Origin of the sequence: Microbacterium mitrae, assembly GCF_008017445.1 — a bacterium.
GTDB lineage: Bacteria > Actinomycetota > Actinomycetes > Actinomycetales > Microbacteriaceae > Microbacterium > Microbacterium mitrae.
Map to the genome: position 1 here is coordinate 34,366 of NZ_VRSW01000002.1, position 19,765 is coordinate 54,130.

General features: G+C 63.7%; 21 protein-coding genes and 1 tRNA gene. 15 read left to right on the forward strand and 7 right to left on the reverse strand.

What is annotated here, in order from left to right:
- Positions 1-48: 48 nt before the first annotated feature.
- Together FVP60_RS06955 and FVP60_RS06960 are read left to right on the forward strand one after the other, a co-directional pair.
- Entirely contained in the window at positions 49-1,386 is a 1,338-nt protein-coding gene (locus FVP60_RS06955; RefSeq protein WP_147825569.1) for a sensor histidine kinase, read from the forward strand.
- The gene (locus tag FVP60_RS06960) at positions 1,383-2,069 is read left to right on the forward strand and encodes a response regulator transcription factor (protein WP_147825570.1); all 687 of its coding nucleotides are present in this window, start codon (positions 1,383-1,385) and stop codon (positions 2,067-2,069) included. The genes FVP60_RS06955 and FVP60_RS06960 overlap by 4 nt, the downstream gene beginning before the upstream one ends.
- A gap of 66 nt (positions 2,070-2,135) precedes the next feature.
- On the opposite strand, the gene FVP60_RS06965 is transcribed toward FVP60_RS06960, so the two are convergent.
- Positions 2,136-2,624: a DNA modification methylase gene (locus FVP60_RS06965; protein ID WP_147825571.1), complete on the reverse strand. Its 489-nt coding sequence runs from the start codon at positions 2,622-2,624 to the stop codon at positions 2,136-2,138.
- A 148-nt stretch (positions 2,625-2,772) separates the two neighbouring features.
- On the opposite strand from FVP60_RS06965, the gene FVP60_RS06970 reads away from it, so the two are divergent.
- Entirely contained in the window at positions 2,773-3,255 is a 483-nt protein-coding gene (locus FVP60_RS06970; protein WP_147825572.1) for a CarD family transcriptional regulator, read from the forward strand.
- 75 nt (positions 3,256-3,330) lie between these two features.
- Positions 3,331-4,500, forward strand: a complete 1,170-nt coding sequence (gene ispD / locus FVP60_RS06975; RefSeq protein ID WP_147825573.1) for a 2-C-methyl-D-erythritol 4-phosphate cytidylyltransferase — start codon at positions 3,331-3,333, stop codon at positions 4,498-4,500.
- 31 nt (positions 4,501-4,531) lie between these two features.
- On the opposite strand, the gene FVP60_RS06980 is transcribed toward ispD, so the two are convergent.
- A complete protein-coding gene (locus FVP60_RS06980; RefSeq protein ID WP_147825574.1) occupies positions 4,532-5,002 on the reverse strand; it encodes a GNAT family N-acetyltransferase in 471 nt (156 codons plus the stop codon).
- Between the two features lie 116 nt (positions 5,003-5,118).
- Here FVP60_RS06980 and cysS point away from each other — a divergent pair, with 116 nt between their 5' ends.
- The 3 genes from cysS to FVP60_RS06995 all read left to right on the forward strand — a co-directional run bounded on the left by cysS (position 5,119) and on the right by FVP60_RS06995 (position 8,225).
- Positions 5,119-6,501, forward strand: a complete 1,383-nt coding sequence (gene cysS / locus FVP60_RS06985) for a cysteine--tRNA ligase (protein WP_147825575.1) — start codon at positions 5,119-5,121, stop codon at positions 6,499-6,501.
- On the forward strand, positions 6,494-7,495 hold the full coding sequence (rlmB, locus tag FVP60_RS06990; protein WP_147825576.1) for a 23S rRNA (guanosine(2251)-2'-O)-methyltransferase RlmB: 1,002 nt from the start codon (positions 6,494-6,496) through the stop codon (positions 7,493-7,495). The genes cysS and rlmB overlap by 8 nt, the downstream gene beginning before the upstream one ends.
- A 91-nt stretch (positions 7,496-7,586) precedes the next feature.
- Positions 7,587-8,225 carry an NAD(P)-dependent oxidoreductase gene (locus FVP60_RS06995; protein WP_147825577.1) on the forward strand — a complete coding sequence of 213 codons (639 nt, stop codon included), beginning with the start codon at positions 7,587-7,589 and terminating at the stop codon, positions 8,223-8,225.
- Positions 8,226-8,298: 73 nt separating this feature from the next.
- Here FVP60_RS06995 and FVP60_RS07000 read toward each other — a convergent pair whose 3' ends face one another.
- Both FVP60_RS07000 and FVP60_RS07005 read right to left on the reverse strand, forming a co-directional pair.
- Positions 8,299-9,612, reverse strand: coding sequence for a DUF4032 domain-containing protein (locus FVP60_RS07000; RefSeq protein WP_147825578.1), 1,314 nt, complete (start codon positions 9,610-9,612; stop codon positions 8,299-8,301).
- A 71-nt stretch (positions 9,613-9,683) separates the two neighbouring features.
- A complete protein-coding gene (locus FVP60_RS07005; protein ID WP_147825579.1) occupies positions 9,684-10,790 on the reverse strand; it encodes an ABC transporter ATP-binding protein in 1,107 nt (368 codons plus the stop codon).
- 261 nt (positions 10,791-11,051) lie between these two features.
- Between FVP60_RS07005 and FVP60_RS07010 the strand changes: the two genes are divergently transcribed.
- The 3 genes from FVP60_RS07010 (at position 11,052) to FVP60_RS07020 (ending at position 13,381) form a co-directional block, all read left to right on the forward strand.
- Positions 11,052-12,170 (forward strand): thioredoxin domain-containing protein, encoded by a 1,119-nt coding sequence (locus FVP60_RS07010; protein ID WP_147825580.1) that lies wholly within the window; start codon positions 11,052-11,054, stop codon positions 12,168-12,170.
- Positions 12,171-12,202: 32 nt separating this feature from the next.
- Positions 12,203-12,275, forward strand: a tRNA-Thr gene (locus FVP60_RS07015).
- A gap of 167 nt (positions 12,276-12,442) precedes the next feature.
- On the forward strand, positions 12,443-13,381 hold the full coding sequence (locus FVP60_RS07020; protein ID WP_342779452.1) for a DMT family transporter: 939 nt from the start codon (positions 12,443-12,445) through the stop codon (positions 13,379-13,381).
- 128 nt (positions 13,382-13,509) lie between these two features.
- Here the strand turns inward: FVP60_RS07020 and FVP60_RS07025 are convergent, their stop codons facing one another.
- Both FVP60_RS07025 and msrB read right to left on the reverse strand, forming a co-directional pair.
- Entirely contained in the window at positions 13,510-14,040 is a 531-nt protein-coding gene (locus FVP60_RS07025) for a nitroreductase family protein (protein WP_147825581.1), read from the reverse strand.
- Positions 14,037-14,453 carry a peptide-methionine (R)-S-oxide reductase MsrB gene (gene msrB / locus FVP60_RS07030; protein WP_147825582.1) on the reverse strand — a complete coding sequence of 139 codons (417 nt, stop codon included), beginning with the start codon at positions 14,451-14,453 and terminating at the stop codon, positions 14,037-14,039. The genes FVP60_RS07025 and msrB overlap by 4 nt, the downstream gene beginning before the upstream one ends.
- A gap of 71 nt (positions 14,454-14,524) precedes the next feature.
- On the opposite strand from msrB, the gene FVP60_RS07035 reads away from it, so the two are divergent.
- From FVP60_RS07035 to FVP60_RS07055, 5 genes are all read left to right on the forward strand, one after another.
- Positions 14,525-15,514, forward strand: a complete 990-nt coding sequence (locus tag FVP60_RS07035) for a DUF2332 domain-containing protein (RefSeq protein ID WP_147825583.1) — start codon at positions 14,525-14,527, stop codon at positions 15,512-15,514.
- 48 nt (positions 15,515-15,562) lie between these two features.
- Positions 15,563-15,901 (forward strand): DUF3263 domain-containing protein, encoded by a 339-nt coding sequence (locus tag FVP60_RS07040; protein WP_147825584.1) that lies wholly within the window; start codon positions 15,563-15,565, stop codon positions 15,899-15,901.
- Positions 15,879-16,433, forward strand: a complete 555-nt coding sequence (locus FVP60_RS07045; RefSeq protein ID WP_147825585.1) for a LytR C-terminal domain-containing protein — start codon at positions 15,879-15,881, stop codon at positions 16,431-16,433. Before FVP60_RS07040 ends, FVP60_RS07045 begins: the two co-directional genes overlap by 23 nt.
- A 142-nt stretch (positions 16,434-16,575) precedes the next feature.
- A complete protein-coding gene (gene groL / locus FVP60_RS07050; protein WP_147825586.1) occupies positions 16,576-18,192 on the forward strand; it encodes a chaperonin GroEL in 1,617 nt (538 codons plus the stop codon).
- A gap of 116 nt (positions 18,193-18,308) precedes the next feature.
- Complete coding sequence (locus FVP60_RS07055; RefSeq protein WP_147825587.1) at positions 18,309-19,265, forward strand: prenyltransferase/squalene oxidase repeat-containing protein; 957 nt, start codon at positions 18,309-18,311, stop codon at positions 19,263-19,265.
- 103 nt (positions 19,266-19,368) lie between these two features.
- Here the strand turns inward: FVP60_RS07055 and FVP60_RS07060 are convergent, their stop codons facing one another.
- A complete protein-coding gene (locus FVP60_RS07060) occupies positions 19,369-19,659 on the reverse strand; it encodes a WXG100 family type VII secretion target (protein ID WP_147825588.1) in 291 nt (96 codons plus the stop codon).
- Positions 19,660-19,765: the final 106 nt, after the last annotated feature.

Here is a 19,765-nt window from a genome sequence, read left to right on the forward strand (position 1 = left end):
CGCGGAAACTGGCCGCAGAGACCAAGGTGAACAATCTACGCTGGAGATATGAACTCGCTGGAGCTCTCGCTGCTGTCGCTGTGCCTGGGGCTCATCCTCGGCGGCGGCATCGCACTGTTGATTGTGGTCGCGTACCGCACGCGAGACAAGCATTTGCAGGAGTCCAGCACCGAGCTGCCAGACGGTTTGACTCTCGTCATGGAGGGCATGACCGATGCTGCTGCGGTGATCGACACCTCCAACCTGATTCTCGCGACCTCAAAAGCCGCCGGATGGTTGGGGTTTCGCGTCGGCGCAACCTTGCAAGACCCCGAGCTACGCGCGCTCGTCAAGGAGGCCCGTGCATCGGGCGTGCCAGAGACGCACTCCATGCGGTTGCGTATTGGCGACGTATCCACCGAGACTCGACTGGTTTCAGCGCGCGCGATTTCATTGGGCGGACGCCTCGCGTTGCTCACGGTGCGCGACATCAGTGAGGCCGAACGCGTTGAGCGCATGCGTCACGACTTCGTCTCGAACACCAGCCATGAGCTGAAGACCCCGGTCGGAGCGGTGACGTTGTTGGCAGAGGCGATCGAATCGGCGGCGGATGACCCAGCGCAGGTGCGCCACTTTGCCTCGCGTATCCAAGCCGAAGCGCTGCGCCTCGGCAACCTCACCTCGCGCATCATGAACCTGTCTCGCCTGCAGTCAACCGACAGCTTGGCGGAGACCCGGGCGGTGTCGATCGATGAGGTGGTTGCCGCCGCGATCGACATGCAGTCGGTTGCGGCCGAGTCTCAGGGGGTCGAGGTGGTACGCGGCGGCGACCGCGGGCTCTATGTGCGCGGTGACGTGCAGGTGCTAAGCGACGCCATTGCCAACCTGATTGCTAACGCGATTGCGTACTCGCCCGCGGGTTCCCGCGTCGGCGTCGGGGTCAAGCAGATGGCCGATGCCGTTGAGATTTCGGTCGCAGATCGCGGTATCGGCATCGACGAGTCCGAGCAGAACCGCATTTTCGAGCGCTTTTACCGAGCCGATCAGGCTCGGTCGCGTCGCACCGGCGGCACCGGGCTTGGTCTGTCGATCGTCAAGCACGCGGTGCAGCGCCACGGCGGCGACGTGCGCCTCTGGTCGCGACCCGGGCGTGGTTCCACGTTCACCGTCACCCTGCCCCTCATTCCTGCCCCCGATGCCGATGAGCGTTCGCATAAGAAGAGCGGAACCAAGGGCAAGAAGGCGAAGAGCGGTGGCGGTTCGGCATCGCGACCGGTGAAGAAGAAGGCGGCGAAGTCGGCACCGGCCGCAGCCGCCGCCTCACGTGCCGAGCCCGCCGCTCGTGCGAAGAAGACTCCCCAGAAGACGGCCACAACGGCCACCCCGCAGAGAGAAGAGCAGGAATGACTCGTGTGCTCCTCGTCGAAGACGAACCCGACCTCGCCGACCCGCTGGCATACCTGCTGAAGCGGGAAGGATATGAGGTTGAGATCGCCGAAGACGGACCGGCAGCGCTCGCCGCCTACCGCGATCGCGGCGCCGACATCATCCTGCTTGACCTCATGCTTCCGGGCATGCCAGGAACCGAGGTGGCGCGGCAAATTCGCGTGAACGCGCAGACGCCGATCATCATGCTCACCGCGAAGGACTCTGAGGTCGACATCGTGGTGGGGCTGGAGCTGGGCGCCGACGACTACATCACCAAGCCCTATTCTTCGCGCGAGCTGCTGGCGCGCATGAGGGCAGTGCTGCGGCGTTATGACTCGGTCGAGGCCGAGCTGGATGAGCGCCTACTCGAAAGCGAACGCGTCACGGTTGACCTTGACCGCCATGCCGTTTCGGTTGACGGTAGCGAGATCAGCATGCCGTTGAAAGAGTTTGAGCTTCTCGAAGTTCTGATGCGCAATGCCGGCCGGGTGCTCACTCGTGGTCAGCTGATTGACCGCGTATGGGGTAGCGACTACTTCGGCGACACCAAGACGCTTGACGTGCACATTAAGCGCATTCGCTCGCGCATCGAGGAGAACCCCGCACAGCCTGTGTTGCTGGTCACCGTGCGCGGCCTTGGCTACCGCTTCGAGGCCAGCTAGCCGCCGCTGGAGACGAAAAAGAGGGAGGGTCGCACGCCGAGCGTGTGACCCTCCCTCTTTCAGGACTTACTCCTTCGGAGCGAGACCTTCGAGGTAGTGAAGCTTCTCTTCGAGCACCGGAACGTGCGTCATGACGGTCTCGCCGCCCGACGTGATGTACGACACGACGGTGGCGCCGACCTCGGCGTTCATGCCTTCAAGCAGAACGGGGTCTTCGCCGTTGTCGCCCGTGCCGCCAAGCACGACGGTGGAGTGGGCGTCAACATCAACCTCAACGTTGACGGCGTCGGCGCCCTCGTTGATCTGGATGGTGACCGTGTGGTCTTCATCGGTGTTGTTGACGAAGTTGCCGATCAGGTTGCCATTCTCGCCCGACTCGTCAGCAACGATAAACAGGTTGCGAACCTTGACGGGGCCCGAGGCGTCATCAATGTTGATGCCCTCCGCAGCCGAATACGGAATGGTTGTCGCCTGGGGCGAAATCATGTTGCAGCCGGTGGCGCCGAGGATTACGGCCGCACCGAGTGCGATGGACGCGAGCGCGCGCGAGGTCACAGGTCCTCCCAAAGACGATGAAGGGGTCAAGGTCAGTCTAGTCGTTTTGACGAGTCTGCTGAACGCGGTGTGTCGGCGCGGCGCAACCGCACACCTTAGCGTAAGGGGCCATGTGGTATCCTGGAGTTTGCCGAAGGGACATAATTGCATGCTTTTTGAAGTCGGCGAGACGGTCGTTTACCCGCACCACGGTGCGGCCACGATCTCCGAAGTAAAGACTCGCATCATCAAGGGTGAAGAGAAGATCTATCTCAAGCTCCGTGTTGCACAGGGGGATCTCACCATCGAGGTACCGGCAGACAATGTCGACCTCGTGGGTGTTCGTGATGTCATTGGTAAAGAGGGCCTCGAGCGCGTTTTCGACGTGCTGCGCGCACCCTTTACCGAGGAGCCCACGAACTGGTCCCGCCGGTACAAGGCGAACCTCGAGAAGCTCGCTTCTGGCGACGTCATTAAGGTCAGCGAAGTTGTTCGCGACCTGTGGCGCCGCGACCAAGACCGCGGACTCTCCGCCGGTGAGAAGCGGATGCTCGTGAAGGCTCGCCAGATTCTGGTGTCAGAGCTTGCTCTGGCCGAGAAGACGGACGAAGAGAAGGCTGGCAGCCTGCTTGACGAGGTCCTCGCTTCCTAATTCATTTGTTCGCGAATGCCGCTCGATTATTCGGGCGGCATTCGTGTTTTCTGCCCTGCGCGGTAGCGTGAGAGGGTGAGCATCATTCCGGTTCCGCGCGTTGGGGTCATCGTCGTTGCCGCAGGCTCTGGCACCCGTCTCGGTGCTGGCGCGCCGAAGGCCTTTGTTGGTCTCGCTGGCCGCACCATCTTGTCGCACGCCCTAGAGCGTGTGTTTTCGACGACGGAACCAACACAGGTGATCGTGGTTGCGCCGGCGGGTCTTGAAGGTGAGGCTGAGGCAGACATCATGCAGGTGGCGGGCGATCGCCGCGATTTGGCGCGCGTGGTCACCGGTGGCGCAACGCGCCAAGAATCGGTCGCGAACGGCCTATCCGCGCTCTGGGGCGACGTAGAAACGGTGCTGGTGCACGATGCCGCGCGTGCCCTGGTTCCGGCGGCCATGATTGACCGCGTCATTGACGCGGTACGCGAGACCGGCCACGCGATCATCCCGGTGATGCCTGTCGTTGACACCATCAAGCGCGTTGACGGCTCGGTGATTACAGCGGCTGTCGATCGCTCAGAGCTCGCCGCTGCTCAAACACCCCAGGGCTTTCGCCGCGACGTGCTGCTCACCGCGTATCAGGCCGTTGGCGGCGACTTTACCGACGACGCCGCACTCATGCAGGCCGCCGGTCACACGGTCTTGACGGTCGAGGGCGATGCGATGGGGTTCAAGATCACGACCCCCGCCGACCTCCAGCGTGCCGAATCGCTGCTTGCGCCGTCTCCTCGGCTTCCTCGCGTTGGTATCGGCACCGACGTTCATGCTTTTGGTGGCGACGGAACCTTGTGGCTTGCCGGATTGGAATGGCCGGGGGAGCAGGCGCTCAGTGGCCACTCCGACGGTGATGCCGCCTCGCACGCGATTGTTGATGCGCTCCTCTCTGCGGCGGGGCTCGGCGATATTGGTACCCACTTCGGAACCTCGCGGCCCGAATTCGCCGGGGCTCACGCCGCCGTCTTTCTTGCTGAGACGCGCCGCCTCGTCGAGCAAGCAGGCTTCATCATCGGCAACGTATCGGTGCAAATTCAGGCATCACGGCCCAAATTTGCGCCGCGGCGGGTCGAGGCCGAGCGCACGCTGTCGATGATTCTGGGCGCACCCGTCTCAGTCGCGGCAACCACGACCGACGGCCTGGGGTTTGTCGGAACCAGCGACGGCGTGCAGGTATTTGCCGTGGCCCTGCTGCAGCCGCGGTAGGTCGGCTTGCAGCCGCGGTAGACAGGCAGTCTTATGCGACCGACGCGGTGGCGCGCGTCATGAAGATCGAATGTGGATCCTCGTGGTAGCTGCCAAACGGCGCGCACTCGACGAAGCCCTCGCTCGCATAGAGCGATCGGGCAGGCAGAAAACCATTGTCAGAACCCGTTTCCAGCCACAGCGAAGTGACCCCGCGTGATGCGGCCTCATCGATGACGTGGCGCAACAGCATTCGCCCAACACCCGTGCCGCGAGCAGCCGACGTCGTTCGCATCGACTTGAGCTCTGCCGTGGTTCCGGTAAGCGCCGCCAACGCCACCATGCCCATGATGCGGCCGTCGAGCCATGCCGTCCACACGGTGATGTGCGGCGAACGGAGAGCATCATCGGCAAGAACGTGGCAGCTCTCGTCTGGCGACCCGGCGCGCATGGCTGCGACGTGCTCGGCGATAAGCGCGCGCGTCTGCGGATCGGTGAGGTCATCTACCCGGATGGTCAGCATGCTTCTATTGTCGCGATGCGATGTTTCGCCCATGTTGCCGTAGTCGAACAGCCGGTGACATGTTGCGGTAGCGAGGTTTCCAGGTTTGAGGAGGCGCTCGCCGGTAGGCTAGAGCGGTGACTATTAGCCTCCACGACACGAAAGCGCAAGAATTGCGCGAGTTCGTCCCGCTCGATGCCTCGAACGTGACGATGTACGTGTGTGGACCGACGGTGCAATCGGGCCCACACATCGGCCACGTGCGTGCCGCGCTGAGCTTCGACGTGCTGCGGCGATGGCTAGAGCACACCTACGGCCGCGTCACCTTTGTGCGCAACGTGACCGACATCGACGACAAGGTGCTCGCCAACGCCACGAGCCAGGAGGAGTGGTGGGCACTGGCCTACCGCATGGAGCAAGAATTTGCCGCAGCATATGCTGCCGTCGGCATTCAGATTCCGACCTACGAGCCGCGAGCAACGGGTTCCGTGCCGCAAATGCAGGAGCTCATTGCGCAGCTGATCGAGCGCGGCCACGCGTACGCGGCCGCCGGTGACGTCTATTTTGATGTGCGATCGTGGCCGTCATACGGTGCGCTCACCCACCAGTCGATTGACGCGATGGAACCGGCCGCAGACGCCGATCCGCGCGGCAAGCGCGACCCTCGCGATTTCGCCCTGTGGAAGGGCGCCAAGGCGGGGGAGCCCGCCTCGGCGGTATGGGATTCTCCGTGGGGAGCGGGCAGGCCCGGCTGGCACATCGAGTGCTCGGCGATGGCGCGCCGTTACCTCGGCGAAGCGTTTGATATTCACGGGGGCGGCCTTGACCTGCGCTTTCCGCACCATGAGAACGAGCTTGCGCAGTCCACGGCCGCGGGAGACGATTTCGCGTCGTACTGGGTGCACAACGGCCTGGTGACGGTCGGCGGGCAGAAAATGTCAAAGTCGCTCGGCAATTTCACGCTGGCATCGGACGTGCTCGCGGTGCGCGACGCGATGGTGGTGCGCTACGCGCTGCTCGCCGCGCACTATCGCTCGACGCTCGACATCACGCCGTCGACCTATGACGAGGCTGAGGCCGCGCTCGGGCGAATTCGCACCTTCGTCGACCGCGTTTCGCGCGTGGCAGAGGTGCGAGAAGGCGGAACCATCACGGCGGAGTTTGCCGATGCCATGAACGACGATCTCGGCGTTCCGCAGGCGCTTGCAGTCGTGCATGATGCGGTTCGTCGTGGCAACAGTGCGCTCGATGATGGCGACGCCGACACGGCCATCGCCCTCGCGCGGTCGGTTGTTGCCGCGATGCGCGTGCTCGGCTTTGAGCTGACGGCGGCGAGCGGAACCTCGTCGCGCGCTGAGGGTGCGCTGGACGCCCTCGTGCAAACCATGATTTCGCAGCGGTCTCAGGCTCGCGCTGAAAAAGACTGGGGTGCGGCAGACCGCATCCGAGAAGCAATTGCGGCGGCGGGCATCGTGCTCGAAGACACCGCCGACGGAACTCACTGGAGTATCAATGACTAAGCCAGGACGCCCCGGAGCTCGCAAGGCGACTTCCAAGAAGGGCGCAACGAAGGGCACCGGCGGTCTCGGCCGCAAGGCGCTCGAAGGCAAGGGCCCGACCCCCAAGGCAGAAGACCGCGCGTGGCACCCCGCGGGCAAGCGCAAGGCTGCTCAGGAGCGTTACGCCGCCGCCGGTGGCCAGGGCAAGATTGGCGCGAAGCGTCAGGGCGACATGAACCGCGCCGCACGCGCCAAGGCAACGGATGACACCGAGACCGTTACCGGTCGCAACTCGGTGCTTGAGGCGCTGCGCACGAAGATTCCGGCGACCGCCTTCTACATCGCGCAGCGCGTTGAGATGGACGACCGCGTCAAGGAGATGCTGTCGCTCGCCTCGAACCGCAACATTCCGGTGCTGGAGGTCACGCGCCCGGAGCTTGACCGCATGGCCGGCTTCGACGGTGTTCACCAGGGCGTCGCCCTCAAGGTTCCGCCCTACCAGTACGCGCACCCGCAGGATCTGCTGGAAAAGGTCATCAGCCGCGGCCAGACGCCGCTGTTCGTGGCCCTCGACGGCATCACCGACCCCCGCAACCTCGGCGCGATCATCCGCTCGACGGCCGCGTTCGGCGGCCAAGGCGTTATCTTGCCGCAGCGTCGCTCGGCTCACGTCAACTCGGCAGCCTGGAAGACGTCGGCGGGTGCCGCCGCTCGTATTCCGGTGGCCGTTGCCCCCAACCTCACCACGACGCTCAAGGAGTTCAAGAAGCAGGGCGTGTTCATCCTGGGTCTTGATGGCGACGGTGACGTGCAGCTTCCCGAGCTGGAACTCGCGGATCGCCCCGTTGTGATTGTTGTCGGCTCAGAGGGTAAGGGTCTGTCGCGACTGGTGGCGGAGAACTGCGATCAGATCGTGTCGATTCCGATTTCTGCGGCTACCGAGTCGCTGAACGCCGGAATCGCGGCGGCTGTCGCGCTCTACCAGGTGGCTACCGTGCGCGGAGCGAAGGATTAGTCACAAAAAAGTTTGTACAAATGCGCCCCGTATCGGAATGATGCGGGGCGCATGTACGTTGTGACGATGGCAAGCAAACGAAGGGACTCTCATGGCTCGCATTGTGGTTATCGGCGGAACCGGTTACGCCGGTAAGAACATCGTGGCGGAAGCTGTCGCCCGTGGACACCAGGTTGTCTCGGTGGCGCGCACGCTTCCGGCTGAGCGGCAGGACGGCGTGCTCTACGCCGAAGGCAACATTCTTGACCCGCAGGGCATCGTTGCTGTTGCGGAGGGTGCCGACGTTGTTGTCTTTGCAACCTCGCCCCGTGGTGACATGGCTGGCGCCACGCGCGCTGCCATCGCGAACGTTATTGACGCACTGCCTGCAGAGGTTCGTGTCGGTGTTGTCGGCGGTGCCGGCGGCTCCCTGGTCGCCGAGGGTGGCCCTCGCCTGGTCGACTCTGGCTTCCCCGAAGAATTCAAGGCTGAGGCCCTCGAAATGATTGCCGTGCTCGACGACCTGCAGCAGACCGGCAGCGCTCACGACTGGTTCTTCATTCACCCGGCCGGTGGCTTCGGTCCGTGGAACGACGGCCCCCGCACCGGCACCTACCGTGACGGTGGCGACGTTCTCGTTGTCGACGCCGATGGCGAATCGAACATTTCGGGCGCCGACTTTGGTGTGGCTGTTCTCGACGAGATCGAGAACCCCCGCCACCGCGGCGAGCGGTTCACCGTCGGCTACTGAGCCGCGGTTCCATAAAACGGGTGACCGTCGTTGCCGCATCTGCGGCACGACGGTCACCCGTTTTTGACGTCACCTACACCAGGTCGCGCCAATCGCCCGCTTCTTCGTCGTCGTCCGTGTCTTCGGCGACGGTATCGGCCGTGATCATTTGTAGCGTTGTCGTTTCGGTGGGCGGGCCCATGATGGTCGCCTCGTCACGACGGTGGCGCAGCACGGTTGAGATGTAGCTGGAGAGCGCCTCGGCCAGCGGAACCGACGCGCTTCGTGCCTGCGACATGTACCAGCGGTGCTCGAGGACCTGGTGAAACACTTCGGCTGGTTCAAGCTTGGCGCGCAGTTCAAACGGAATCGCCTTGACGACCGGCTCAAACACGCGGGTAAGCCATTCGTGGGCGGCCATCTCTTCATCGGAGGAGACACGAGCGGAACGCGCGCGAAACTCGTCGAGGTCGTTGAGGAGGCGCTGGGCTTGGTTCTCTTCGACATCGAGGCCCGTCAGACGCAGCAGGCGACGCGCGTGATGCCCGGCGTCGACCACCTTCGGCTGAATCACCACCGTGGTTCCGTCGTTCGTCGTCTGAATCGACATTTCGTCGATGTCGAAGCCCAGCTCGTTCAGGCGCGCGACTCGCTCGGTGATGCGCCACGACTCGGTCAGCGGGAAGGTCTCTTGGTCGGTGAGCTCATGCCACAGCGAGTGGTATGAGCTCACGAGGCGGTCGGCGATCGCGATGGCATCGGTTGACTCTTCAAGACGGCCGCCGGCCTCAAGGTCGAAGATCTCGCCGGCAATATTGGTGCGGGCAAGGTCGAGGTCATACAGGCGCTGGCCTTCGGTCAGACCAGTCTCGTGTAGCTCACCTGTCTCGGCGTCGACGAGGTAGGCCGCAAAAGCCCCGGCATCGCGGCGAAACAGCGTGTTGGAGAGCGAAACATCTCCCCAATAGAAGCCGACGTTGTGCAGGCGCACCATGAGCACGGCTAGCGCGTCGACGAGGCGGTTGGCGGTGTCGGGCTTGAGCACGCCGGTGAACAGCGCACGGTACGGCATCGAGAAGCGCAGGTGTGCGGTGACGAGCGCAGCGGGCAGCGTGGTTCCGTCTTTTGCCGTGCGCCCCGCGATCACAGCGACACGCTCAACGCACGGCACATCAAGGCGCTGCAGGTTGCCGAGCATTTCATACTCGCGGGTGGCCATCGCCTCGGTCGTTTCTTTTACCGCGACCACGCGGCCGGAGAGGTTTGCGAATCTCACGAGGTGGCGCGAGAGGCCCTTAGGCAGCGAAACGATCGTGCTGCTGGGCCATTGGCCCAGTGGTGTTGACCAGGGCAGATCAAGCAGCCCAGGGTCGATCGCGCTGGCGGTGATGGTCAAAGATTCCGACACGGTTTCTCCCGGGTCAATCAGCGACGCGGCGCAAGGGAAAACCCCCTGCGCCGCGTCGTTGAGGCGTGAAATTACGCTGAGGCGATGGCCTTTTCGGTGAGGCGCTCACCGCTTGCGGTGTCGAACACGTGAATGTGTCCGGGAACGGCGCGCAGGGTGATGTTCTCCCCAGCGTTGGGGTGGTCGCGGCCGTCGACGCGAGCGACGATTTCGTGCTCGATCTCGGAACCTGCGTGTGCGCGGCCGTACAGGTAGCCGTCAGCGCCCAGCTCTTCGACGAGGTCGATCGTTACGGGCAGGACAGCCTCGCCGGCTCCCGCGACAACGAGGTCTTCGGGGCGGATGCCGACGGTGACCTTGTCGCCCGATGCCTTCGCGAGCACTTCGCGCTCGACCGGAACAATTTCGTTGCCCCAGACGATGCCGCCATCGGCGATGGAGGTCTCGAACAGGTTCATGGCGGGGGAGCCGATGAAGCCGGCAACGAAGACGTTGGAGGGGCGTTCGTACAACTCGCGCGGCGTGCCGACCTGCTGGAGCAGACCGTCTTTCAGCACGGCGATGCGGTCACCCATCGTGAGGGCCTCGGTCTGGTCGTGGGTGACGTAGACCGTGGTGACGCCGAGACGGCGCTGCAGCGATGCGATCTGCGTACGCGTCTGCACACGCAGCTTTGCGTCAAGGTTGGACAGCGGCTCGTCCATGAGGAACACCTGCGGTTCGCGAACGATAGCGCGACCCATGGCAACACGCTGACGCTGACCACCGGAGAGTGCCTTCGGCTTGCGGGCCAGGTACGGCTCAAGGTCGAGCAGCTTGGCAGCTTCGAGCACGCGGGCGGCGCGCTCTTCCTTGCTGACGCCGGCGATCTTGAGTGCGAAGCCCATGTTTTCGGCGACCGTCATGTGCGGGTACAGCGCGTAGTTTTGGAAGACCATGGCGATGTCGCGGTCTTTCGGCGGCACGTCGGTAACGTCGCGGTCACCGATCAGAATGCGACCCGAGTTGACCTCTTCAAGGCCAGCAAGCATGCGCAGTGCGGTGGACTTTCCGGAACCCGAGGGGCCGACGAGAACGAGGAATTCACCGTCTCCGACCTCGAGGCTGATCTTGTCAACCGACGCTCGCGTTGCTCCCGGGTAGACGCGGGTAGCGGCGTCAAAGGTTACAGATGCCATCAGTTTTCTCCTTCACCGGCAGGTACGTGCCGGACGATCCGTTGTGAAGCGCGGCAGGGTTACCCACCGTGGCCCGTCGTTGGGCCGAGACCAGTATGGCAGATGGAGGCGACTCATGACCGATGAATTTTCTGAGCATTTCGTACCGTTCACAGGCCGCAGAATCCGTTCGTCTGGGCATTTCTCAGCGTGTCGGACTACCCTAGAGAGGTTGCCTATAGCGGCAAACGCCCGAGCCCGTCGGGTCGAAATTGAGGTGTCATGTCAAACGAAGAAGCAGAAGGTACGCAGGCGGAGAACGAAAACTCCTCCGAAGCGAAGCCAGAAACCGGTATCGTTCCGACCGCCACGGGGGCGACCCCGGCTGCCTCCGGTGCGCCCGAATCGCGCCGCGACGCCGTGCGTGAGAAGGCCCTGCTGGTCTCCGCGCAACAAAAGCGCTCCCGCCTCATTTGGCGTTCGGTGATCGGTGTTGTCGTGCTGGCCCTCATCGTTGGCATCGGCTTTGTCGTCACCAATGTGGTGGCAGGCGAGACGGGCAAACCGCTGTCGGAGCCGAAGAATTTGGTCAACGGTGGCTTTGTCGTTGACGTTGAGCTGGTGTCTGCCCCCACCTCGGCGGGCAACGGAACCATCACCACGCCGACTCCGACACCCGAGCCCACGGCAGAGGCGACCGACGAGACCACCGGCGACGCGGTTCCGGAGCCGACGCCCACCGCAGAACCTCTCAACGTCAGCATTTACATGGACTACCACGACGCTGACGCCGCCGCTTTTCAGGTCGCCAACGCCAAGCAGCTCGCACAGTGGGTGCGTGACGGCGCCATCACACTGACGTACTACCCCATCGCGACGGTGACGGGCCAGTCGAACGGAACCAAGTACTCGGTGCGCGCGATGGCGGCGACGGGTTGCGTGGCAACGTATTCGCCGGATCATGTTTTCGCGTTCCACCACGAGTTGCTGGCAACGCAGCCTCCGCTGGAGACCGAGGGCTACACCGACGCCGAGCTTGCCGACCTCGCGATCGCTGTTGGCGCCGACAAGCCCAAGCAGATTCGTGCTTGCATCGAAGACGAGACGTTCACGGCGTGGGCCAAGAAGCAGACCGACTCGGTCGCAGGCAAGAAGGTCGGCGAGTCGAAGGTCAAGCTTGATGGCTCGTTCTTGGTGATGGTCGACGACGAGAAGTACGTTGGCAGCCCGGAGAACGCTGCGGAGTTTGCGCAGGCGGTTCTTAAGGCCTCATCTGACGCGTTCTACGGCACCCCCTCGCCCACGCCTTCGCCGAGCGACGGCGCGACCGAGACTCCCGCTCCGGAGAGCACGGAGGTGCCCGCACCGACTGAAGAGCCTACGCCCGCCCCTGGTACGTGAGCTCTCAGAGCAACCGGTATGCTGGTTGCTCTGCCGACTTGGCGCAATTGGTAGCGCACCATACTTGTAATATGGGGGTTACGGGTTCGAGTCCCGTAGTCGGCTCTGAATCAAAGGCCCCGCCTTCCGTAGAAAACACTGGGAAGGCGGGGCCTTCGGCATGGGCGGAACCAGCAGGCTGGCGAAGCGTTTGGCGAGGCCGTGCGGCACGAGACGTGGCTGCAAGGCGATACGGTGGAGAGCGTGTGTGAAGCCCAGAAACTGAGTGCGACGTGACCGCGGTAGCGGGCCGCCGGGCATTCTGGATGGGCATGCTGGCCGCCGTCGCGGTGGGGGCGCTAACCGCGATTCAGGCGCGCATCAACGGCAACCTCGGCACCCGACTCGACAACGGTATCGTCGCCGGGTTCATCTCGTTCGCCTCGGGACTTGCCGCCCTCATCGTCATCACCACACTCACAAAATCGGGTCGTTCAGGCGCCCAACGCCTCGTCACGGGCGTGCGCGAACGGCGCATCCCGTGGTTCCTGCTCACCGGCGGCCTCGCCGGGGCGTTCTCCGTCGCGACGCAGGGTCTAACGGTGGGCATCATTGGTGTCTCACTGTTCACCGTCGGCATTGTCGCCGGTCAAGCCGTCACCGGCCTCATCATCGACCGCATCGGTTACGGCCCCGCGGGCGCCGTGGCGGTCACTGTTGGCCGTGCCGCGGGGGCAGCGCTCGCGCTCGTCTCCGTCGCCGTCGTACTCACCGGCGACCTGCTCGCTCAAACGCCGTGGTGGATTCTGTTTATGCCGTTCGGCGTTGGCGTCGGCATCGCCTACCAGCAGGCAACAAACGGCCGTCTCGGCATGCTCGTCGGCAACCCGATGACCGCGACGCTGATGAACTTCATCGGCGGCACCGCGGTGCTCACCATCGCCGCCCTCATCTCGGTCAGCATCGCCGGGCCGACGAATCCGTGGCCAACGGAACCATGGCTGTACGTCGGCGGGGTGATGGGCGTCGCATACATTTTCGTGTCGGCCGCCGTCGTCCACCGCATCGGTGTATTGCTTTTGGGGCTGGCAAGCGTCGTCGGCCAGCTCGCGGCCTCGGTCATCATTGACGCATTCTTCCCTGCGTCAAACCCGCCGGCGTGGTGGCAATCCACGCTGATGGTGACGCTCGCCCTCGCGGCCGTCGTGACGGCCACTGTGCCGTGGCGATAATTGCGCCGCCGGCCGCGCGGCTAAACACGGGCGCGGCTAAGCACGGCGCGACACGGCATAAGCGCGACACGGTATAAGCACGGCCCGACCGAGCGTTGCTTAGCCAGAAGCACCTCATCACGGCCCGCCTAGATCGAGCTGACCTTCTTGCGTGGGTCGGTCGTCTTGCGCCGCGACTCACGCTTGCCCTCCGGCTTGCCGCCCACATAGAGCCACCCCATGAGCTGCTCACGCTTGCCGAGATTGTGCATCTTGGCGACGGCCTTCGAACGGGTGTACCCGCCGGTGCGCCAAATCACGCCCCACCCCTCATCGTCGAGCATCAGGCTGAGCACGTGGGCGACGCCTGAGGCGACGGCCTCCTGCTCCCACGACGGAACCTTGCCGCTCTTGTGCGGCGAGAACACGACGGCAAGAAGCAGCGGTGCGCGCAGCGGCTTTGACGATGAACCCTTGTCGCCGTTGGCCTTGTTGATGGCGCGGCCGAGCTTGTCACGATCAGCGCCGCGCAACTCGATCACCCGCCACGGGCTCAGCGAGGAGTGGTCGGCAACGCGGCTGGCCGCCTCGACCAGCGCGAGAACATCTTCATGGGTCGGCGCGTCTTCGGTGACCTTTGACCACGACCGGCGCGCCAGCACCGCATCGCGCACGCTCATTCGGCTGCGTCTTCGCCCTCGGGCGTGAACGACAGCGCGAGTGAGTTCATGCAGTAGCGATCGCCCGTCGGCGTTCCGAATCCGTCAGGAAAGACGTGACCCAGGTGGCTGCCGCATGCGGCGCACCGCACCTCGGTGCGAACCATGCCGTGTGAGTTGTCTTCAATCAGTTCGACCGCTTCGGGGCGCACCGACTCGTAGAAGCTCGGCCATCCGCAACCTGAATCAAACTTGGTTCCGCTCTTGAACAACTCAGCACCGCACGCCGCACACGTGTATAGACCTGCGCGGTGCTCATCGAGCAACTCGCCCGTCCAGGCGCGCTCGGTAGCGGCTTCGCGCAACACCGCGAACTGGTTAGCGTCAAGCTGTTCGCGCCACTCGGCCTCGGACTTGTTCACGTTGTACGTCATGTCGCTCCTTCTTTCTCTTCTATTGTCACCCCTGCCGCCGACACTGGTGCCGCTGCCGCCACAATAGGGGAGTGAGCATCGCCGAGGTTCAGCAGCGCTACGCCCGATTTGCCGCCGAAGAGGCGCCGGGCCGCAGCGAACTCTATGAGGCGTGGGCTCACACCGTTGCGACGGATGAGGCGGTGGCCGCCGTCATCGCCGAATTTGAGCCGCAGCGGCGTCAACCTCCGCTGGTGTTTGCGGTGATGCGGTTGGCCGGCGCGCCTGCGACGAGTGGAACCTCGTGGCGCGACTGGGTGCTGATGCACCGCGCAGAAATTCTGCAGGCGGGAGTTGGCCGGTCGGTGCAAACCAATGAACCGTTGCGTTGCGCGGCGCTCATGCCCGCACTCGCCGATATCGCCGCGCCCATCGCGCTCATCGAGGTGGGAGCCTCCGCGGGCCTATGCCTCTACCCCGACCGTTACGGCTACCGCTACGTCGACGACACCGGTCTGGTCGCCGAATGGGCGCCGGAACCAGGCAGCACCGTGACGCTGGAATCTGCGCTGCGCGGCACGCAGGTTCCGCCCCTTAATCAACCCGATATCGTGTGGCGCGCAGGGATTGATGTCAATCCGCTCGATGCGAGAGACAGCGCCGACCGCGCATGGCTTCGTGCGCTGGTGTGGCCGGGGGAGAGCGGCCGAGAAGAGCGAATCGCCGCGGCGCTCGACATCGTGGCGGCGGAACCACCCGTCATGGTTGCGGGCGACGCCGTCGAGATGTTGCACAGCGTCGTTGACCGGGCGCCGACCGGTGCACGCATTGTGGTGACGACTCCCGGTGTGCTGCCGCATATTCCGCGCGCCGGCCGGGAGCGTCTGATCGCCGAGATACAGCACGTGGCCGACGAGTGGATCACCCTCGACGCGCCAGGGCTTCATGAGGCGTGGGTCACATCGGCGGCGCGCGTGCCCCGCGATGGCTTCGCGCTCGCGCGCAACGGCGTGGTGTTGGCGGCAGCAGACCCGCTGGGGCGTTGGATCGAATGGTTCGCATCGCCCGACGCGGCCAGCTAGCCGAACGGCGACCGAAGCAATGTCGGAGGCTCGTCATACGCTGGCGTCATGAGCACCTCCACCGTGGTTCCGCCCCTCGACACTGTCGCCCCTGCCAGTGCAGTCGACATCGACGCGCGTGGCATCTTGCAGTTTGAGGCGAGGTGGCCGCAGCATTCCGCCGCCAAGGAGCAGCAGATCGCGGCGCTGTGGGGTATGTCTGCGGTGCGCTACTACCAGGTGCTCGCGCGGGTCAGTGCGCAGCCTTCGGCGATCGCGGCGGAACCATTTGTGGCGGCTCGAGTGCGGCGCCAGCGCGGAGGTCGCGCACCGTTGCTGGGAGAATCTGCCGAGCATTCTAGGTTGGGTTCGGTAGCATCATCGGGTGCCTTCGAACTTCCCGCGTGATCGCTTCGATGATGTAGCCCGCGACAAGGGCCGCGTCGGAGCACACCGCGCCGAGCTACCGCGTAGCCGAGGTTGGGCGACATTCTTGTGGGCATCGGTCGCAGCGGTTGTGCTGTTTGTCGGTGGCGTCTTTGGCGCCCTTGTGGTGATGGGCAAGATCACCTTCGGTGACAGCGCCTCTCCGGAGTCGTCGATTACGCAGGCTCCGATTGAGGCCCGCATCGACACGAACTATTCGGTGCTTATTCTTAACGCCACCCCCGATGCAGAAAAGACCGCCGAGGTTACGCAGATTCTGCTGGCCAATGGGTGGACAGAAGACAAGATCTTCTCGATCGATTCTGACGACAAAGATTTCGAGCACACCACGGTCTATTACCCGCTGCCTGGCGATCAGAGCCCGGCACTCGGCCTCGCGGGGCTGATGGGTGACGCGCTGATCGATGAGAGTGACGCCTATCAGGTGGGCGACACCAATGAGTCTGCTCAGTTGACGATCGTGATCGGCGCCGATTTCGCGCCTGCCGGTTGAGTCGACCGCACTTTTTGTCCGCCCAGGGCTGATCTATCTGGCTTGCACTCCCCAGGGGTGAGTGCCAGAATGGGTGTTAGCACTCGCCATCACTGAGTGCTAAAAATTTGATTCGCCGACGTCCAGGAGGGACGAAAGACTCATGGCTAAAATCATCGCTTTCGATGAGGAGGCACGTCGTGGCCTCGAGCGCGGACTCAACATCCTGGCTGACGCCGTCAAGGTAACCCTTGGCCCGCGCGGTCGCAACGTTGTGCTCGAGAAGAAGTGGGGCGCTCCCACGATCACGAACGACGGTGTCTCGATCGCCAAGGAAATCGAGCTCGACGACCCGTACGAGAAGATCGGTGCTGAGCTCGTCAAGGAAGTTGCCAAGAAGACGGATGACGTCGCTGGTGACGGAACCACGACCGCTACGGTTCTCGCTCAGGCACTAGTGCGCGAAGGTCTGCGCAACGTCGCAGCCGGCGCTGACCCCATCTCGCTGAAGCGCGGTATCGAGAAGGCTGTTGAAGCCATCACCGCTCAGCTGCTTGAGAACGCAAAGGAAATCGAGTCGAAGGAAGAGATCGCGGCAACCGCATCGATCTCGGCCGCCGACCCGGCCATTGGTGCACTTATCGCCGAGGCCATCGACAAGGTTGGCAAGGAAGGTGTTGTCACCGTTGAGGAGTCGAACACGTTCGGCACCGAGCTTGAGCTCACCGAGGGTATGCGCTTTGACAAGGGCTACCTGAACCCGTACTTCGTTACCGACCCGGAGCGCCAGGAAGCGGTCTTCGAAGACCCGTACATCCTGATCGCTAACCAGAAGATCGGTAACATCAAGGACCTCCTGCCCGTGGTTGACAAGGTCATCCAGGACGGCAAGGAGCTCGTCATCATTGCTGAGGACGTCGAGGGCGAAGCACTTGCAACGCTCGTTCTCAACAAGATCCGTGGCATCTTCAAGTCGGCTGCCGTTAAGGCTCCCGGCTTCGGTGACCGCCGCAAGGCTCAGCTGCAGGACATCGCTATCCTCACCGGCGGCCAGGTCATCACCGAAGAGGTCGGCCTCAAGCTTGAGAACGCAACGCTTGACCTGCTGGGTCGCGCTCGCAAGGTCATCATCACCAAGGATGAGACGACCATCGTTGAGGGTGCTGGCGAGGCAGAGCAGATCGAAGGTCGCGTGACCCAGATCCGCCGCGAGATCGAGAACACCGACAGCGACTACGACCGCGAGAAGCTGCAGGAGCGCCTGGCAAAGCTTGCCGGTGGCGTTGCTGTTATCAAGGCAGGCGCTGCAACCGAGGTTGAGCTCAAGGAGCGCAAGCACCGCATCGAAGACGCCGTGCGCAACGCAAAGGCTGCCGTTGAAGAGGGCATCGTCCCCGGTGGTGGCGTCGCGCTGCTGCAGGCCGCATCGGCGCTGGAGGGCCTCGAGCTCGTCGGCGACGAGGCTACCGGTGTTGCCATCGTTCGCGTTGCGATCGAGGCTCCGCTCAAGCAGATCGCTCTCAACGCTGGCCTGGAGCCGGGCGTTGTAGCGCACAAGGTTGCTGAGCTGCCGAGCGGCCAGGGCCTGAACGCTGCAACCGGCGAGTACGGTGACATGTTCGCACAGGGCATCATCGACCCCGCCAAGGTGACGCGTTCGGCACTGCAGAACGCTGCATCCATCGCAGGCCTCTTCCTGACGACCGAGGTCGTTGTGGCAGACAAGCCGGAGAAGGCTGGCGCACCTGCTGGTGACCCGACCGGTGGCATGGACTTCTAATCCATTTGATCGCTGAGATCAAGCGAGGGCCTCGACGAAAGTCGGGGCCCTCGCTTTATGTCGCTAATGTGCCTGGCCACTGTGCAAAGTGAATTACAGGCGTAAAATTGGCTCTCATGGTGCACGACGATGTGACGGCTTGGCTGCTGGAGGCAGATCCCTCCCTGCAGTTTCAAGTTCAGCGCGATTTGCTTGATGCTCCGCTCTCGACGTGGAACCGCACGCGAGAGCGAACCATGACCGAAGGTTATGGCGCTGAGCTCCTCGCCAAGCAAGACGATGACGGCCAGTGGGCGGGCGGCGCGTACTTTCCGGGTGCGAATGACTGGCAGGCCGAGCCGGGGCAGCCGTGGACGGCAACAACCTGGTCGCTCAACATGTTGCGCACGTGGGGCGTGGACGCGGCCGCCCTCGAAGGCACGGCGGAGAAGCTTGCGACCACTAGTCGTTGGGAGTACGACAACCTGCCCTATTGGGGTGGTGAGGTCGATGTCTGTATCAACGCCTTCACCCTGCAAAACGGTATTTGGCTCGGTGTCGACATGGCACCACTCGCGCGATGGTTTGTAGATCACACCCTGCCAGACGGCGGCTTCAACTGTGAATGGGAATCGGGGTCAACGCGCTCCAGCTTTCACTCCACCCTCAACGCCCTCTATGCCCTCCTCGCCTACGAACAAGCAGGACTAGCCACCGACGAGTTGATCGCTACCCGCCACCGGGCCGAAGAATACCTGCTCGCCAGACACCTGATGTATTCGCTCTCAACGGGCGAAGTTGTCGCACCGTGGGTCACAAACTTTCTCGCGATTCCGCGCCACGCCTACTCCGCGCTCCGAGCGCTCGACTACTTCCGCCTCGCGTCTGAGCACGACCGAACAAGCCCCGACCCTCGACTCGCCGAGGCCGTTGCGATGGTGCGCTCCAAACAGCAGCCTGACGGTCGCTGGCTGAACGATCACCACCTCCCCGGACGAGTCTGGTTTGAGATCGACGAGCCGGTGGGAGAGCCCTCACGCAATGTGACGCTGCAGGCGCTGCGGGTGTTGCGATGGATTGACGACGCACAGTAGGCGGCGGACTGACCACGTCAGGCAAGATGCCGACCACAGCAGGCAGCAGGCAGCAGGCAGCAGGCTGACCCGACTCGAGGGGATGAGCCGGGCCAGCAGCCGACTACACGCGAAACAGGCTGAGGTTGGCCTGCTCGGCGTCGCTGTATTGCCGGGCAGCGCTGTCCAGCGCGAGGTTGACGCGGTCGAGTGAGGTATCAACCTCACGCTGCGTTGCACGCCACATCTCCAAGATTTCTTGAAAAGCGATCGATGCTGCACCCGACCAGGAGCCCTGCAGCGCCTGCAGGTTGGCAACGAGCGAGGCGACGTCGGTGCGCACCCGTTCTGCCGTTGCTCGGGCGGTGGCGGTTGCCGAAATAACTGCTTCGGAATCTACTGAGAAGACGGCCATGAGAGGTCCTTTCTGTTGTTTCACACCACGCTAGGAGCGCGGCGGAACCAGCAGAGCGGAACCAGCAGAGCGGGGGAGAGAGGCGCCACGGAGCCCCGTTGGGGAG